Annotated in this window: 19 protein-coding genes; 15 read left to right on the top strand and 4 right to left on the bottom strand. The window is 36.8% G+C overall.

The genetic code is table 11. The features are described 5' to 3' along the window. Nucleotides 1-44: 44 nt before the first annotated feature. Both O4O04_RS15640 and O4O04_RS15635 read right to left on the bottom strand, forming a co-directional pair. Entirely contained in the window at nucleotides 45-539 is a 495-nt protein-coding gene (locus O4O04_RS15640) for a hypothetical protein (protein WP_272532721.1), read from the bottom strand. Nucleotides 540-541: 2 nt separating this feature from the next. Further along, the gene (locus O4O04_RS15635; protein WP_272532720.1) at nucleotides 542-970 is read right to left on the bottom strand and encodes a hypothetical protein; all 429 of its coding nucleotides are present in this window, start codon (nucleotides 968-970) and stop codon (nucleotides 542-544) included. A gap of 59 nt (nucleotides 971-1,029) precedes the next feature. On the opposite strand from O4O04_RS15635, the gene O4O04_RS15630 reads away from it, so the two are divergent. Next, entirely contained in the window at nucleotides 1,030-1,716 is a 687-nt protein-coding gene (locus tag O4O04_RS15630; protein ID WP_272532719.1) for a hypothetical protein, read from the top strand. Between the two features lie 77 nt (nucleotides 1,717-1,793). Here O4O04_RS15630 and O4O04_RS15625 read toward each other — a convergent pair whose 3' ends face one another. Next, on the bottom strand, nucleotides 1,794-4,319 hold the full coding sequence (locus tag O4O04_RS15625; protein ID WP_272536116.1) for a cyclic nucleotide-binding domain-containing protein: 2,526 nt from the start codon (nucleotides 4,317-4,319) through the stop codon (nucleotides 1,794-1,796). A 72-nt stretch (nucleotides 4,320-4,391) separates the two neighbouring features. On the opposite strand from O4O04_RS15625, the gene aroA reads away from it, so the two are divergent. From aroA to O4O04_RS15555, 14 genes are all read left to right on the top strand, one after another. Next, a complete protein-coding gene (gene aroA, locus O4O04_RS15620; protein WP_442915968.1) occupies nucleotides 4,392-5,687 on the top strand; it encodes a 3-phosphoshikimate 1-carboxyvinyltransferase in 1,296 nt (431 codons plus the stop codon). A gap of 2 nt (nucleotides 5,688-5,689) precedes the next feature. Continuing rightward, complete coding sequence (gene cmk / locus O4O04_RS15615; RefSeq protein ID WP_272532717.1) at nucleotides 5,690-6,394, top strand: (d)CMP kinase; 705 nt, start codon at nucleotides 5,690-5,692, stop codon at nucleotides 6,392-6,394. Between the two features lie 50 nt (nucleotides 6,395-6,444). Further along, nucleotides 6,445-8,124 (top strand): 30S ribosomal protein S1, encoded by a 1,680-nt coding sequence (locus O4O04_RS15610; protein ID WP_272532716.1) that lies wholly within the window; start codon nucleotides 6,445-6,447, stop codon nucleotides 8,122-8,124. Nucleotides 8,125-8,126: 2 nt separating this feature from the next. Further along, entirely contained in the window at nucleotides 8,127-8,897 is a 771-nt protein-coding gene (locus O4O04_RS15605; protein WP_272532715.1) for a tetratricopeptide repeat protein, read from the top strand. Then, nucleotides 8,897-9,511: an ATP phosphoribosyltransferase gene (gene hisG, locus O4O04_RS15600; protein ID WP_272532714.1), complete on the top strand. Its 615-nt coding sequence runs from the start codon at nucleotides 8,897-8,899 to the stop codon at nucleotides 9,509-9,511. The genes O4O04_RS15605 and hisG overlap by 1 nt, the downstream gene beginning before the upstream one ends. A gap of 71 nt (nucleotides 9,512-9,582) precedes the next feature. Continuing rightward, nucleotides 9,583-9,783: a 50S ribosomal protein L32 gene (rpmF, locus tag O4O04_RS15595; RefSeq protein ID WP_272532713.1), complete on the top strand. Its 201-nt coding sequence runs from the start codon at nucleotides 9,583-9,585 to the stop codon at nucleotides 9,781-9,783. A 6-nt stretch (nucleotides 9,784-9,789) separates the two neighbouring features. Further along, nucleotides 9,790-10,797, top strand: coding sequence for a phosphate acyltransferase PlsX (gene plsX, locus O4O04_RS15590; protein ID WP_272532712.1), 1,008 nt, complete (start codon nucleotides 9,790-9,792; stop codon nucleotides 10,795-10,797). 35 nt (nucleotides 10,798-10,832) lie between these two features. Beyond that, nucleotides 10,833-11,591, top strand: a complete 759-nt coding sequence (gene fabG / locus O4O04_RS15585; protein ID WP_272532711.1) for a 3-oxoacyl-[acyl-carrier-protein] reductase — start codon at nucleotides 10,833-10,835, stop codon at nucleotides 11,589-11,591. Between the two features lie 165 nt (nucleotides 11,592-11,756). After that, complete coding sequence (locus O4O04_RS15580) at nucleotides 11,757-11,990, top strand: acyl carrier protein (protein ID WP_272532710.1); 234 nt, start codon at nucleotides 11,757-11,759, stop codon at nucleotides 11,988-11,990. Between the two features lie 61 nt (nucleotides 11,991-12,051). Next, nucleotides 12,052-12,795 carry a ribonuclease III gene (gene rnc, locus O4O04_RS15575; RefSeq protein WP_272532709.1) on the top strand — a complete coding sequence of 248 codons (744 nt, stop codon included), beginning with the start codon at nucleotides 12,052-12,054 and terminating at the stop codon, nucleotides 12,793-12,795. Beyond that, nucleotides 12,792-13,262: an NUDIX domain-containing protein gene (locus O4O04_RS15570; RefSeq protein ID WP_272532708.1), complete on the top strand. Its 471-nt coding sequence runs from the start codon at nucleotides 12,792-12,794 to the stop codon at nucleotides 13,260-13,262. The genes rnc and O4O04_RS15570 overlap by 4 nt, the downstream gene beginning before the upstream one ends. Then, on the top strand, nucleotides 13,259-14,347 hold the full coding sequence (gene aroB, locus O4O04_RS15565; RefSeq protein WP_272532707.1) for a 3-dehydroquinate synthase: 1,089 nt from the start codon (nucleotides 13,259-13,261) through the stop codon (nucleotides 14,345-14,347). The genes O4O04_RS15570 and aroB overlap by 4 nt, the downstream gene beginning before the upstream one ends. A gap of 1 nt (nucleotide 14,348) precedes the next feature. Then, on the top strand, nucleotides 14,349-15,236 hold the full coding sequence (locus tag O4O04_RS15560) for a mechanosensitive ion channel family protein (RefSeq protein WP_272532706.1): 888 nt from the start codon (nucleotides 14,349-14,351) through the stop codon (nucleotides 15,234-15,236). After that, the gene (locus O4O04_RS15555) at nucleotides 15,233-15,937 is read left to right on the top strand and encodes a toxin-antitoxin system YwqK family antitoxin (protein ID WP_272532705.1); all 705 of its coding nucleotides are present in this window, start codon (nucleotides 15,233-15,235) and stop codon (nucleotides 15,935-15,937) included. Before O4O04_RS15560 ends, O4O04_RS15555 begins: the two co-directional genes overlap by 4 nt. Nucleotides 15,938-16,159: 222 nt before the next feature. On the opposite strand, the gene O4O04_RS15550 is transcribed toward O4O04_RS15555, so the two are convergent. After that, nucleotides 16,160-17,191 carry an LIC_10230 family protein gene (locus O4O04_RS15550; protein WP_272532704.1) on the bottom strand — a complete coding sequence of 344 codons (1,032 nt, stop codon included), beginning with the start codon at nucleotides 17,189-17,191 and terminating at the stop codon, nucleotides 16,160-16,162. Nucleotides 17,192-17,199: the final 8 nt, after the last annotated feature.

Here is a 17,199-nt window from a genome sequence, read left to right as displayed (position 1 = left end):
GATTGATTTGGTCAATTTATAAATCGAGAATTCTTATAAGATTATTAGTTTTCGTAACTTGATGGTAGAGAAATTTCTATTGAATTTTTGAATTCCGGAAGAGGAACAGATCGATTCTGAAACTGAATTTTATATTCATCTCCGTCTTCTTCTAGCCATTCTGACAACTTTGTTGAAGCATTGATGCTAAAGCGAAATAAGATTTTGTCTTCCTCATTTTTATGCCCAACAATATTGCCTTCCTGATTTCTAAATAGCTGTACATCATCAATATTTAGTTTTATTCCTCGATCCGTCTCGAATATCAATTCGTTATTCTCTTCGATGATTGTCGTCACATGATAAGGGTATCCTTGTAAAAGAACATAACCGTTTTCTGCAAGTTCGCCAAACCGATTGTCTATATAGACTCCAATGCTATCTTGTTTTAAGTTCTTTCTAAAATAGTTCAATATATCTTCTTGATGAATTTCATTTCCACGAAATATCCATTTGTCTGAAGAGTTAACCATGATTTCACTGTCAAATTTACGAGTCATACTTATTTGTTCCGGAATGCGTATCCTTGCCAGACTTTGATTTTTGATTCTCCCGCATAACTATGAGTAACATTACCGCGTTGATCCATAGTTTGAAAAATTGCATCATCTACTGAGCTGAATTTGATTGTATCCATCCAGACCCCGTCCATTTTCTTTCGGAACATTTCTTTTTTTAAATAGCTGTGGTAGTCTTGGAAACGACCGGTGCCATCGAAATCTTTAACTTTGATAAGACCCTGAATATTGATTCTTTTGTCAGGTCTAGATAAGTAAATTTCCACTTCATCCCAGCTCGTTTTTTTATATTCTGGATTGGCTAATTGATAATCATGTTCAGGTATAAAGTCAATGGATGCACAATAAGCTCCAGACATCATGATCATTAAGAAAATTTTAAATTTGTTAAGCATCCTTAATAGTTTAGACAAATTTGTGCTTTCCTTTTTCCACTATTTTTTCAATAATAACCTACGGTCGTCATAGGACAATGGAAGAATCAGAAACAGCCAAGAAATCGCGTGAAAACGTATTAAAAATTGGATATTGCAGTTTAGATGAATTGGAAGAAAAGGTAAAAGCTTTTCGTGTAATGAATCAAAATGCTGCAAAGAAAAGATATATCATAACTAGAGAACCCGTTCTGGACACATCCGGTAAACCAATCCTGCAGAAAGCGCAAGAGATTGATGTATCTTCTGCGAAATTGCTCAGGCGATCTTTCAAAGGGGATTATGTTCTTAAGACTTTTCAACCGGATGAAGGAATTGTAATCATTTCTGATATGGATACCCCCGAAGGAATTTCTTTCACAATGGATATTGTAACCCAGATTATGAACTTGGGTGGGGGCGCTTACGAAGGATTTATTGACCGGGTTGATAGTTTCACGGATTTTATTGAATTGCTTAAGAAAAACCTTTTCCCTAAGCTCATCATTGTTGGATACATTCCTAAAGAAAAGTTACAGAATGAAACAATCAACTTCGTACGTGTAAAGAGAATTGATACTTATATACGAGTGATTGAACTGACTCATTCAGGCTACAAACCTCAATCTTATTTCCCGAAAATGAAGCAAGTAAACCTCTCACAAGATGATCCCAAATCTTGGGGAAGATTTGTGATCGAAATCATACGTGAATACACTCGTCCTTACTTCGTAGAAGAAATGTGAAGCATTCTTATAACTTTAGTAGTTATAGAATAGAATTGGAATTTGCAACAAATTACGACTCAATACTTAGCAATATTTTACACTAAATAATAATTTAGATTCTCTTGTAAGACATCGGGTAGCATTCCAGCTTCGTTTGCGTACTTTTTGTAACGATTCTCGTGTTCTTTATGCTGCCGGCTTCTAATATTCTTAAATCTGTTTTGCAATTCCATATAAGCAGGTTGTGTTGAGATCTTATCTCGGATATCTTTATGGAATGGAATATGTCGGTAGAATATTGCTCGGACAACACGATTCAATCTTTGGACACCTTCAGATTCATATTTCATCCAAAGCAGATAATCATTTGCAAATTTATCTCGATCTGTTCTAAATCTTTTAAATTCTGCTGACAACTTTTCTTTTATTTCAATGGATAGGTCTTTATTCTTTTTAAAGAATTGAACGTAGTCCGTATAGTCTGCGGTTATAGAAGGCATACCAACATTGTTCCAATCAGGTCCTAGAATATTTTTGCAGAGTTCCCAACGGAAAGCGGCAATCGTCTCAAGCAACATTGTCTTAAGATCTCCAGTAACAAAATGAGGGACAATGATTCTACCTCTTGATTCTTTAGAACCTGCTCCACGGAAAATAGAGAGGTCTTGCCACATCATTATCTTTGGTCCAATCGATGGTATAACAATGAGATCTGGAATAACACTTTTTTGAATGAATTCAGATCGGATCCCTAGAGGTTCATTTTTATAGATGATCTCGCGATTGAATGCTGTATAATCCACATTCAGGATATCCATAATAGTTTTGTAAACGTTCTCTTTGGTTACAAAACATTTATCCAGAGGAATGGATACATGATAACGAGTAAGAATAGGAAGATGTGTTGCGGGACCGCCCGATGTTAGTCGAGCATTCGGTTCATACATAGCTTGCATTTCGTATGCTAGTCTTGCTTCAGGTGAATCTAAATGCGGAGGAAGGTCACTCTCCTTCTTATAGTTTACATCTTTGGATTCCAATTTTACTTTTTCGAAAAAAGTCTGCCCAAGCTCATCGATGGATGTAGGAACTTGTTTATTGTATACTTGATTGAGCCATTCGGTTCCATAATGAACTGGAACTGGTTCACTATAACGCGGTGACGGATTTAGATTGGATGCGAGAAAACCGATATGTTCATCATCTAACAGACTTTCGTCGAAAAATCCAAATTGCATCATGAGTTGAACGGGTTTCGGGCCATTTGTTCCGGAAGTTAAATTTTTAACAAAGCAACTTCGATAAACGTCCCAATATGTTTTTGTTATATTGCGACGAAGCTTTCTTATATCAGGTTCGGAATCAAGCGGATTCTTGAGACTTTTTAGTTTAATCATCAAAGCAGAGAATTCTTTGACTGCTTCTGCGGGAAGACTTGCATAGTTCAAAATCTGACTTGCTGAGTTTTGCAATTCTGCCTTGACCGCAGAAATATCAATACCTGCACCAATGGAACTGGAAGAAGCCGCTTTCTTAGAAGTCTCAATCTCACCCGAGAATTTCTGTCCAATAGCTTGAGTCTTATCTTTTAATTTTTGAAAACCGTCGGTTACTTGAAGGTAAGGAGAACCAAAAATTGATTTATAACTTGAATAGAATCCTTCACCTTTTCTAATTACTGACTCCATTATTGGAACCACCACAGTAGGTGATAAAGTTGAGTATCCAGTTTCCAAGAGTTCTGTTATTAATAAATATTTTTCTATTAAGCTATATTCATCTCCTCCATACAGATTCAACAGATTTTGTAGGTTTTCTGCTTCAGCTTGGAGAAGATTGTTTAAACCAGTAAATGTATCTGACAATTTTTCCAAGGAATGGATCATTAAGCTTGGATCAGATTCAAATAATGCACCTTGAATCTTAGGATTTACATTCAAGATCTTGCGAATAAAATGAAATTCTTTATCATCTAGATCAATTTCTTCCAAGTAAGTCTTGAAAAGGAATTCGGACATATTGTCCTCAAGAAATTTAGTATTAGGCTCATCAGGAAGTCTTCCGCCTCTTTCTTGAAAATTCGAAAGATTGTCTCTAACCAAACGAATCACTGGATCAATAATATTGGGATCGTCAGGAATTGGTTCGGATAATTTGATATCTGGGAAAACTGAAGGATTGCATAGATAATAAACCAGTGATAAATTATCAGAAAATGCCTCAATGCTGCTGGAAAGTTTGCGTACTTGGTTATTCTTTTTGTAAAATTCTGAAATTTCTTTGAGTGAAGTTCTAGCAATCATCATACCTAAGGATAACTTAGATATAAGAGTCTTCTGAACGGATGATGCATTCATCGCATAAGTTGATAGAATGCAAGTTGACCTTGATCGAATCGTATAATTATAATTGCTATTGGTCAATAATGAATTTGCTCCCAATGTAACATTTGGTCCAGGCAAAATATAGAGAGGAATACTTGATTCTCCTATTTTTTTCTCAAATGAGACATTGCCCTCGTGTAGAATGTTGAGAGAGTTGCAAGGTGAGCCTTCTAGGAAAAGAACTTCTCCCGCTTGAATTTGAAGTTTTTGATTGTTGGTTCTTGTATCTATTGGCATCTTGTTTTTTAGTAATCTTGCATTATGGAAAGGGTTTTTGTAAAATACTTTTAGCTTAGAATATTGGATATGATCATAAAAAATAGACAAAAATTTTCCTCCAACAGAATAACTGTGCCTGGAGACAAGTCGCTTTCACATCGGTTCGTGTTATTTTCATCCTTGATTCAAGGAAAATCAGAATGTACGGGTTTTCTAGAAGCGGAAGACCCATTGAACACCATGAATAGTTTCCGAAGTTTAGGAGTCGAATTTACAAAGATTGCAAATGGATCTTACCAAGTAAATTCACCGGGATTGTCGGGACTACAATCACCATCTAGACCTCTTGACTTCGGTAATGCAGGAACTGGCATTCGATTATCTTGCGGATTTCTCGCTGGAATGGCTGGAATGAATGCAGAATTAACAGGTGATGCTTCACTTTGTAAAAGACCTATGGCAAGAATCATAGATCCTTTAATTGAGATGGGTGCGCAAGTATTCTCAGATTCTGATAAAGGTCTTGCTCCTCTTAAAGTAGTTGGAAATAAATTGCAAGATCATCAATACATTAGCAAAATCGCAAGTGCTCAGATTAAGAGTTGCCTTATGTTCGCTGCAATGACATCCGGAGTAACCTTAGATTACGATGAACCAGAATTATCTAGAGATCATACTGAGAATATTCTAAGATTTCTTGGTGGAGACATCGAACATTTGAGTGAGACTCATTTTATCATGCGACCGCCTTATAACTTTACAGGAACTAAATTTTCTATTCCCGGAGATATATCATCTGCAGCTTTTTTTATTGTATTGGGTCTTATTGCAGATCAAGACAGCGTTTTGATTATTGAAAACGTTGGATTGAATCCATCACGGATTGGAATTTTGGAAGTTTTAAAAGCTATGGGTGGACGAATCGCTATTTTGAATAAGAGAACATCTTGTGGAGAAGAAGCAGGTGATCTTGAAATTCGAGGAAGTGAACTCAAGCGAATTGATATTGCATCAGCATTGATACCATCTATTATTGATGAGATACCTATTCTTACGATTGCAGGTTTATTTGCAGAAGGTGGTTTTGAGATACGGAATGCTGAGGAGTTGAGAGCCAAAGAATCAGATAGAATCGAATCGGTTGTAAGCAACTTGCGAAAGTTAGGCGTGAAAGTAGACGAATTCCCCGATGGTTATTCATTCAATTCCCCAAGTTCCTTGAATCCAGATGTAAAAATTGAAACATTTATGGATCATAGAATCGCAATGAGTTTTTCTATATTGAGTAAGTTACTCAATTTGAATTTACAATTTGATGAAACCAGTTGGGTTGAGACATCCTTTCCTGGTTTCTTTGAAATTTTGAAAAAATTGGACGAGGGTTAAGTTTGGATTATTCAAATGAAGTGATCGCAATCGATGGACCTGCAGGCTCAGGAAAGAGTACAGTTGCAAGAGAAATTGGTAAGATATTGGGAATCGAATATCTGGATTCGGGAGCTTTTTATAGAGCTCTTACTCTTGCCTTATTTAATATATTTGAATTAAGTAATGAATCCCAGAGTTTTCCTGATTGGACAAAAGTTGCTGAGCAAGAATTGGATCTATCGAATATTGATATTCGTCTTCATTTCGGTGAAGGAAAAGAAAATCGAATTTTTCTCAATAATGTTGATGTCTCTCAAGATATCCGAACTCCTCAAATCACTGAAAAGATTAAATTTGTCGCTGATAAAAGAAGATTTCGAGATTTTGTGAACGAACGAATCCGTGATCTTGCCACAAAACACAAGCTAGTGATGGACGGTCGAGACATTGGAACCGAAGTATTTCCCAATTCCCGCTATAAATTTTTCTTAACAGCAAGCCCAAAAGAGAGAGCGAATCGCAGATTTGCCGAATTACAGGCGAAGAATGTTTCAGTAAATTGGGACGATGTCTTTCATGAAATGGTAGAAAGAGACAATTCAGACAAAAATCGAGAAATCGCGCCATTAGTTCAGGCGAAAGATGCAATCTTAATTGACACCGATGAGCGCACAATAAAACTTGTAATAGAAACGATCCTGTCTGGAATCCAGGAAGCCAAATGACAATTTCCTGAAAAAGATCCGGGCAAATTTATAGTAGTATCCGGACGAAATTGAATTCCCAAGAAACCCCCTCAACCGACAAAGCATCCTTCGCTCAAATTTTTGAAGCGTGGGAAACAAACGAATCAGAAAATCAACTGTCCAAAGGACAGATTGCAGAAGGCATAGTAGTTGATACAAGAGACGATACCGTCTTTCTTGATATCGGCGAGAAACAGGAAGGACGAGTTCCTCTCTCTGATTTCAATGGCGACGTGCCACAACGTGGATCTACCTTTTCGGTAGTTTTCCGAAGACGTGTGGATGGTTATGCCATTCTATCCAAAAAAGAAGCAGATATCCGCAAGGGTTGGGACTCCATCCGTGATGCATTTACGAATGGTTATCCAGTTACTGGCAAAGTGGTATCTGAGATCAAAGGCAAAGGTTTCACCCTTGATGTTGAAGATGTAGGATTGTTTCTACCTGCTTCCCATCTCGCAATGAAATACAAAGATCTTGCTGAACTCAAAACAAAAGAGATCGACGTTAAGATCATCGAAATCAATGAAAAAAATAAATCAGGCGTTGTATCCCGTAAAAAACTTCTCGAAGAAACTAACAACGAGAAGTGGGACGGATTGCTTGAGAAAGTAAAAGTTGGCGATAAAGTAACTTCGAAAGTTGTAAAGATCGCAAACTTTGGTGTTTTCTGTGAAGTGCATGAGGTCATCGGACTTCTTCGTCAGAATGATATCAGTTACAAAAAATTTGCACCTTTCAAACATTTTTTCCAAATCGGTCAAGAGTTTGAAGTTGTAATCTTAGAATTAGATAAAGAGAACAATCGTTTATCACTTGGTCTTAAGCAGATGCATGAAGATCCATGGGAATGGGCAAAACGTGAACTAGAAAAAGGAATGATTGTTAGCGGAACAGTAACTTCGCTCACAAGCTTCGGTTCATTTGTTGAGCTTATGGACGGCTTAGAAGGTTTGATTCATACAACAGAATTATCGTGGTCTAGAAAACCTCCTCTTGCAAAAGATCTTTTGAAAAAAGGCCAGCAAGTGGAAGCTGAAGTATTGGATATCGACTTTGAGAACAGGAGACTTTCTCTTAGCACCAAACATTTGCAACCTAACCCTTGGGATTCTCTCAGCTCCAATGTTCGTGTAGGCAATACGATGACTGGAGTGATTACAGGAATCACAAAATACGGAGCATTTGTTGAAGTCGAAAATGGTATCGAAGGTTTGATCCATCTATCTGATATTACATGGGATGAGAAAGAAAAGAATCCTACTGCAACTCTTAAGAAAGGGCAATCTGTAGAATACAAAATCCTTGATGTAAACTTGGATTCACAAAGAATTTCTTGTGGAATCAAGCAACTAACAGAGCATCCATACGAAGCTCTCAAGAAGAAATATCCTCCTGGTAGTTTAGTGGAAGGTAAGATCAAATCGATTGTATCCTTTGGTGTATTCGTTGAAGTTGAGCCTGGCTTTGAAGGTCTTGTTCACATTTCTGAAGTTCCGCCAGACACAACTCAGAACCTAGAAGAGCATTTTCCAATTGGAAGTAGCGTAAGAACTGCTGTTCTTAAGATTGATACCAATGCTAAGAAAATTTCACTTTCAATCAAAGACCATGAGAAGGCTGTTGAAAGAGAAGAAATGGCTAAATACATCAAGGAAGACAATGAGGTATCAAGAGAATCTCTTGGCTCATTTATGAACTTGAAGTAAGTATGAGTAGCAAATTTAAGAAGAAAGACCTTTCAAGGATTAAACAACAAGAAGAGGCAATTCTCGACCGAGACCTGGAAGAATTTCAGGGATCGGCTGTTGAGCTGTTTTTTATTAAACTTGGAAGAAGAATCCAACGAAATAGATTGCAAGTATTCTCAGGAGTACTTGTTTTCTTTATACTTATAGCTTCTGTAATTGGATATTTTGAATATATCACTTATAAAGAAACCAAAGCTACAGAAAAGTTAGAAGTTATCCTAGAGTCTTGGGATCTCAACCCCACTATATCCGTTGATACAAAACTTGAGACCATGAATGCATTTGCTGAGAATGATGCTTCTGGGAATGTTAAGATCCGCGTTGCGAAAGTTTTGTCGGACTTATATGTAGGCAAAGAAGATTACAAAAAAGCAGCGGAACTTCTAGAAAAAGCCGGTCGTGAGATCAGTGAACTTCGCGAAGCAAAAGCCTATTTTTTCTATCTCGCGGGCAACTATCGTGAATTAGCTGATGATAAGGATTTGGCATTAAAAAATTACCAAACCGCATCTGGATTATTAGAAAATTTGCGTGAAATCACTTCTTTTCGAGCTTGGAGTTTGTATCACACTGGTCGCCTTCTTGCAGAAAATGGCGATAAAACTGGTGCCGGTGCTGCTCTTAGAAAAGTTTTACTTATAGAAGCATCCGAGCAATCAGGTGCTGCAGATCTGGAAGAAATTAAGAAACTTTCCAGCTATCTTTTACTGAAAATATCACAGAGCAGCTGATGCTCACGATAGCCCTCCCCAAAGGCAGACTTGCGGATGAATCAATAGAACTATTGGTTTCTAAGGGTCTGCTTTTTTCTAAACCTCCCGAAGAATCAAGAGAACTTACTTATCTCGATACCAAAAGTAATATCCGTTTATTGTTTGTTAGGTCACAAGATGTTCCGACCTATGTTGAAGAGTGTGCAGCTGATGCTGGCATTGTTGGTTGGGACATAATCCAAGAAGGTGGCTACGATCTCATGGTAGTTCATGATTTGGGAATTGGAGCATGTCGTCTTAGTCTTGCTGGTAAACCTGATTTTCATCCTCTAAGCAAATTGTCCAAAGTTAAAGTAGCCACTAAATATACTGAGCTCACTCGAAAATTTTTCTTCGCTAAAGGGATTAGTTGTGAAGTGGTCAAATTGTACGGATCTATTGAACTCGCACCATTGGTTGGACTAGCTGATTGCATTGTCGATCTGGTATCTACTGGACAGACACTAAAAGCAAACGGAATGAAAGAAATTGAAGTAATTTTGGAATCAACTGCGAGATTGGTTTGCAATCGATCCTCTTTTTACAATAAAAGAGAGCAAGTTATGGACTTCGTAAGTCGTATCCAAAAATAATCAGTTGTTTCCCTGGACCTCTCCAGAATCATTGTAAAAAAGTATTCTAGAATGAATTTCCGAGGAATGTTATGGCTGTCCCGAAGCGACGAAAGTCCAAATCGAAGGTAAGAAGTAAAAGATCCCATCAAGCAATTGGGAAACCAAATTTATCATCCTGCAAAAATTGCGGATCATTTGTGCTGTCCCACAGAGTTTGCCCCTACTGCGGTTTCTACAAAGATAGGGTAGTCCTACAACCAAAAGTTAAAGCAGACAAACCGGAAGAATAACCGGCTATGTGGGTCGCTGTTGACGCGATGAGCGGAGATTACGGCCCGGAATGCATCGTAGAAGGTGCCGTAAATGCCTCCAATGAATGGGGTTACAAAGTGGTTCTTGTCGGAAGAGAAGAGGACCTTGTAGAAATTTTGCTCAAATACGAATACGATTCGAATAAAATTCGAGTCGTGCACGCGTCCGAAATCATAGACATGAATGACTCTCCATCTGTTGCTGTTAGAGCAATGGAAGATTCTTCAATTGTTCAAGCAGTTAAATTAGTTGCACAGAAAGAATGTGTAGGCATTTTCTCACCTGGTAATACAGGTGCGACGATGGCTGCAGCTTTGCTTCATATGGGTCGTATAAATAAAGTTATGCGCCCGCCAATTGCTGCTCCCATACCAAGAGAGAATGGAAGTTCGATGGTATTGTTGGATGCTGGAGCAAATGTTGATTGTAAACCCGAATATTTAGTACAATTTGCACTTATGGGCGAGATCTATGCTCGCGATATTCTGGGAATTGAAGAGCCGTTGGTTGGTTTATTATCCAATGGTGAAGAAGACAAAAAAGGTTCTTATGTTAGTCTCAAAGCTTTTGAGAAATTAAAAAAAGTAAAAAATATTAAATTCATCGGGAACGTTGAAGGTCGAGATTTGTATGGATCTGGGCGAAAAGTTGATGTTGTAGTCTGTGATGGATTTATTGGCAATATAGTTCTCAAAGCGACCGAAGGATTATCAAAGTCCATTTTTAACGTTCTCAAAAATAGTATAAAAGAATCAAGCCTCGCACAAACGGGAGCGCTTCTTCTCAAGCCAACATTCACTGCAGTTAAGAAAAGACTCGATTACGCGGAGCATGGTGGAGCTCTATTGCTTGGTGTTGAAGGAATCTGTATGATAGGTCATGGTTCATCCAATGCTGTCGCTGTTAAGAATGCCGTTCGAGTGATCAGTGAATGTGCTGAACATAAGATGAATCAGAAGATTGCAGATAGAATGGCAGAAGTAAGATTATAATCATTTTAAAATAAGCATAAAATAAGAGGTAAAATATGATAGATTTGAAAGGTAAATCAGCAATTGTAACAGGCGGCGCCAGAGGAATTGGTAAAGCAACACTAATGAAATTAGGATCGTTGGGTGCAAAACTTGTTGTAGCTGATATGAATCCAGAAGCAACCAATGCATGCGCTGAAGAATTGAAAAAATTGGGTTATCCAGCACTAGCTTATGTTGGTGATATTTCCAAAGATGAACAAGCTTTAGGATTGATCGAAGCTTGTAACAAAGAATATGGATCGGTTGATATCTTGGTAAATAACGCAGGAATAACACGAGATACTTTGCTTATGAGAATGAAGAAAGAGCAATGGGATTCTGTAATTGCAGTAAACCTTACTGGCACCTATCTATGTACTCAAGCAGCAATCAAATATATGATGAAACAAAGAAGTGGATCTGTAATCAATCTATCTTCTATTGCAGGAGAGAACGGAAACATTGGACAGACTAATTATTCTGCATCCAAAGCAGGAGTGATCGGTTTTACAAAAGCTTGTGCATTAGAACTTGCTTCAAGAAATATTAGAGTGAATGCAATTGCTCCAGGATTTATCGCAACAGAAATGACTGATGCAATCCCTGAAAAAATTAAAAAAAGTATTTCAAATAGTATTCCACTCAAAAGACCAGGACAACCTGAAGATATAGCGAACGCTGTTGCTTTCCTTGCAAGTGATGCATCTTCTTTTATCACAGGTCATATACTTTCTGTAAACGGTGGCGGATTTCTTCCAGGTGGCGGAGAGTAAATTTATTCTAAGGGCTTTTTTTGTTCAGATTAATTAAAAAATCGTTTAAAGGCTTGCCAAATTTTTGGAGGATTTGAACCTAAAAAATCGGTGGATGTTTAAAAGCATTTATCAAGAATAATAAAAATCAATTTTGCCCCACGTAAAAGTGGCTTGGAGGAAAACATGGCAGATTTCGAAAAAATAAAATCTATCATAGTAGAGCAGTTAGGAGTTGATGAGTCTGAGGTAACACCAGAGGCTCACTTTATCGATGACCTAGGAGCTGACTCTCTAGATACAGTTGAGCTAGTAATGGCTCTAGAAGAAGAGTTTGGTATTGAGATTTCTGATGAAGATGCAGAAAAAATCCAAACTGTTGGTGACGTCACAAAGTTTATTGATAAACTAAAGGGCTAATCCGAATGAGGATTCTACCGGGTTTCGCAAGATCCCCGGTAGTTCTTTAAAGCATTTTCACTTGCGCAAAAGAAATTCATCCGAAGGCGATCCCAGGGAATTTCTCACACCTGACAGGATCGATCAACTCACCAAGCTTCAAAAAAAAATCAGAACCCGATTTCTAAACATCGCTGTGCTTGACGAAGCATTTACTCACCGAAGCTTCGCTAATGAATCAGGTTTCCGTGTCTCTGATAATGAGAGACTGGAATTTCTTGGTGATTCTATCCTTGGTTTTATCACAGCAGAGCTTCTGTACAAACAATACGCTAATATTTCTGAAGGCAAACTCGCGAAGTTCAAGAGCAAACTTGTATCTGGACCTGTTCTTTCTCGAATCTGCGAGGATCTTAATCTTTCTGATTTCCTTAGATTTGGTAAAGGGGAAGTCGAAACAGGAAAGTCCAATCTTCGGGTTATGGAGAATTTGGTTGAAGCTTTGTTAGGTGCTATGTATTTAGATCTTGGACTGGAATCTTGCAAAAAGTTTATTATACCGCATCTTTCTCACTATCTTCATCAATTGGAAGATTTGGACTCTGTAAAAGATTATAAATCCATTCTTCAGGAGATCTGTCAGAAAAAATTTAAAAAAGTCCCAAAATATGAACTTGTATCTGCTGAGGGACCTGATCATGATAAAGATTTTATAGTTCGTGTTGAATTGCCTGATGGTTTTATCGTAAAGGGAAATGGTAAAAATAAACGGAGTGCTGAGCATTCTGCAGCAAAGAATTTGCTCGCAACTTGGAAACAAAAATGAATACATATTTTTTTAAAAAGAAAGGATTGAGAGTGAGAGTTGCAGGACTCATTCAAAACTCTAAAGGCGAGATTCTATTTATACAACAGAGTAAGCGGGGTAAAGGACCAGGTTATTGGTTGCTTCCTGGTGGAGGAGTTGAGTTCGGTGAATCGGCTGAGCAAGCTCTTAAGAGAGAATTGCTTGAGGAATTAGGATTGGAATCTATTGGAATGGAGTTTATTGCTTTCAATGAATCTATAGATCCAAAAGGTGAACGACATCTTATTCAATTGGTATTTCTTACAAAAGTAAAAGATTCAATCCCAGTTGTTGATTCGCGAGAGAAAGCGATCACTGGATTTGGTTATTTCTCAAGTCGTGATTTAGTTGGTATGGATATTCGCCCAGATATTAAAGATTTTCTCAAGAAGAAGAAATTTATCGCAAGTGCATATATAAAAAGTAAATGGGTGGAAGAACAGTGAAAATTGCAGAGACCAAAGTAGAGTATGGAAATAGCTCATATCCAATCCGTTTATATAAAAATTTTATAGGATTAAAACAAGAATTAGCTGCAATCGAAAATGTATCCCAGTTTATTATCATAACTGAGCGTACTATTGCTCAAACATATCTCAAGTATGTCGAATCAGAACTGGCTGGCATTCCTCAACCCGTTTATCAAATTTACATAAAAGGCTCTGAGAAAAATAAACATATTGATCGGATGAAGAAAGTATTTCATCAATTGATCGAGCTTGGTGCTGATCGCAGAACAGTTATTATCGCTATGGGTGGTGGAGTAGTAGGAGATTTTGCCGGGTTTATTGCTGCGACCTATCAGAGAGGAATACGTTTTGTACAGATTCCCACAACACTTCTCGCATCTGTAGATTCTTCTGTTGGTGGTAAGGTTGCGGTTAACTTAGATAAAGGTAAAAATATGATTGGTTCATTCCACCAACCTAACCTTGTATATATGCCATTGTTTACTCTTTCCACTTTGCCGGAGAAAGAATGGAAATGTGGACTTGCTGAAATATTGAAGCACAGTCTATTATCCGGTGGGGAAATGTGGCAAGATTTCAAATCTCACAAATATTCTGATATAAATGTTGATTCGGCAATTCTTACAAAATTCATTATGGATTCCGTCAAGTATAAGGCATGGGTTGTATCACAAGATGAGAAAGAATCTGGACTTAGGCAGATTCTAAATCTTGGACATACAACTGCACATGCAATAGAATCACTGACAAACTATAAGAAATATTCTCATGGAGAAGCGGTTTCCATTGGACTTGTAACTGCTTTGATGTTATCATCAAGAGAGGTCGGATTCCCTAATGAAAAGATCCGAGATATCATTCAAGTTATGAAAAATTATAATCTACCTACCTCGGATTCATCTAAACCATCAGATATATTGAAACATATGGATCACGATAAAAAAAAGGAAGGCAATTCGCTATTATTTACTTTATTGGAAGATATAGGTAAATCAAGATTCAAACATGAAATTGCAAGAAAGGAAATCCTTTCTGTTCTAAAAGACCAAAGGAAGCTCTGAGTTGAAAGTATTTGATTTTTATTTAGAACTGAATCCAGTTGAGATATTACATAGTAAAGAAAGAACATTCTCTGAGAATTTAATTCTATTAGTTTATTTATTTTTAATTTCCTTAGTTATTTATAGAATTATACTTTTTGCAGTTGATACAATTAAGCCTGCAGAGAATTCACAAGCCCAATACAATCGCAGAAAAATTGGAAGAACTATTTTTGCTACTGTCTTTACAATTTCATTCTTACCACTTATCTTCTCTAGCTTGAATTTTCTACCAACTGTGATGGGTCTTGCGGCAGCTGGTATCGTTATTTCTCTCAAAGAAGTCTGGCTGAATATTGTTGGCTGGTTTGTAATTCTTGGAAGCAATGGATTCAAAGTTGGAGATCGCATTGAGATAGATCATGTGATGGGTGACGTAGTCAATATAGGTCTAACAAAATTTTCCCTTGTAGAGATCAATCCCGAGCATGGCTTCGAGCAATCTACCAATCGATTGGTGCATTTTCCAAATCATCATGTAATTATTCAAAGATACTATGTTGTATCAGAGAAAATGAATTTTGTATGGGATGAATTTCGATTCAGTCTTAGCGTAGATTCTGATTGGGCGAAAGCTGAAGAAATCTGCAATGGAATACTCAAAACTGAATTGATATTAGCACCGGAAGTAATCGAAGATAAAATCAAAGAATTATCAAAAAATTATTTACTACGTCTTGGAAAAAGAACTCCAATTGTTTATACCGTACTAGATAAAGGGCTAATCGTCTTTAGTTTAAGATATCTTACTCCAATAAGATCTAAAAGAATGAATCGTATTATTATATCGAAAGCTCTTTTGACTGCATTTAAAAATGAACCCGCTATAAAATTTGAGGAACCCAAGTGAAAAGAAAATTAGTTCTTCTATCCATTTTTTCTATAACAATTTCATTTTTTCTATCCTGTCGTTCGGAGGGAATCCCAGCAGGCGTTCCTGAAAATGCCAATTATGATCGAAAGACAAATGTCTTTTCAATTAAAAGAGATGGATATATGTTTCAATACTATAAGACCGGTGAGCTTTATAGTAAATGCAAAGTGAATGAAAATGGAGCACTTGATGGACTATGTGAGAATTTTCTTAAAGACAACCAAATAAGGATTAGTTGGGGAAATTTTCAGAACGGACAGAGGCATGGAACTTGGACATGGACTTTCCCTGATGGAAGCAACTATGTAGTGCAAAATTTTACTTATGGTAAAAAAAGAGAATTCTGGATTCCTGTTGAGATTTGGGGCAATGAAGATGGGGAATATATGCGATTCTACCCAACTGGAAAAATTGAAGAAAAGGGATTTTATGACTCAGGTTATAAATCCGGAAGTTGGCAGAAATTCTACAATGATGGAAAATTAGAATATCGAGGAAGCTATCTAAAAGGCAAAAAAGTAGGTGGCTGGGAATATTTTTACCCACAAGGATCTCAAGAAGCTATGGAAGAATACGATTCTACTGGTAAATTGATCTTACGATATACTTATTATCCAAATGGAAATCTATGGTGCAAGATAAGACCGGAGAAACTACAAGAGTGTTTCGAGCCTTAAGCATTTGGATATTTTTCCTTGTTTTGTTTGGTATGATAGGCTATAACAGCGGATTTTATTATTTAACGGATCCATCGATTTCGAGCTTTTGGAAAATTACATTAGTTTATACAATTCTCTGTATAGGTTTCATAGTTAATTTCTCGAAGCATATAACTAGATGGCATAGTTTGATTATGATTATTGTCTATTTAGGATTTATATTAACTGCAGAATATTTTATTAAAATTCTGCAGTCTTCTCTGTAAGACCAAATCTTGGATCTTTTAGCACATCTGCATTCAGAAGCAGAATAGAAAACAAGAGAGTAACAATAACTACCGCAAGCAATGTTGCAGATATTCCGATTACGGTATTTTTCAAAAATTTAAATTGAAGATAGGATAAAGATGCCAAAATGTTTTTCCACTTGGGAATTGTTCCATCTTGTGAAATTTTATGATAGTTTCTAATATAAAACGCAGAAAGCAATCCAATTAAGAATATTAGTAAAATACCAAATTCATAAGAATAGTGTTTCTGTAATAAGAATAGTGGAATATACATAAGGTTTCCAACAATTAATCCAACCAAAATGATGATGAAAAAATGATACGCAACTCTCCAAGGTTTTAGTTCAACCGTCTGTGTTGGCTTTTTGCCTTCTTCATCTAGCTCACTTGTATGCTTAAGGACTTCAAACTGAATAGATTCTTTTTTGCCTAAATTGATTCCTCTATAGCTGAATATTAAATAGACAAAAAATAGAAAATAGAATAGGGCAAATATTCCAGCTACATTGCCAGCTGATGCAATACCAGCGAGCGATGATATCATGGAAAAGAAAAGAATTATGAGTCCTACCCAATGTAATGTTTTGTTCAAGCTGATGCGAAACCATGCTTGTGTAATCCAAGAAAAATAAGCCGTGATACACAATAAACATAAGAAGAGCAAGCCAACAATCAATAGCTTCAATCCGAAAACATATCTAGACATTTGGTCAAAAGACATATCTGGATAGCCATCTTGAGGAATTTCTTCCGATTTCAATTCCTTGATAAACAAGTTCAAGCTACTCAATTTTAATATGATACCTTTGCCAATACTCCAATTGTTACCAGTTTCTATTTCTGGATCTTCTGATAATATCTCAATTGTTTGCCTTTCAAAACCATCTGTTTTGAATTGAACATCGATGAATAGAATTTGAATGAACAATAAGAGAAGGAGCCAGGGAGTTACTACTGGCAATTTGGCTATAATATTTCTCACAATAAAAT

This window comes from Leptospira sp. GIMC2001 (assembly GCF_028462125.1).
GTDB lineage: Bacteria > Spirochaetota > Leptospiria > Leptospirales > Leptospiraceae.
This window is presented reverse-complemented; position numbering and strand designations above follow the sequence as displayed.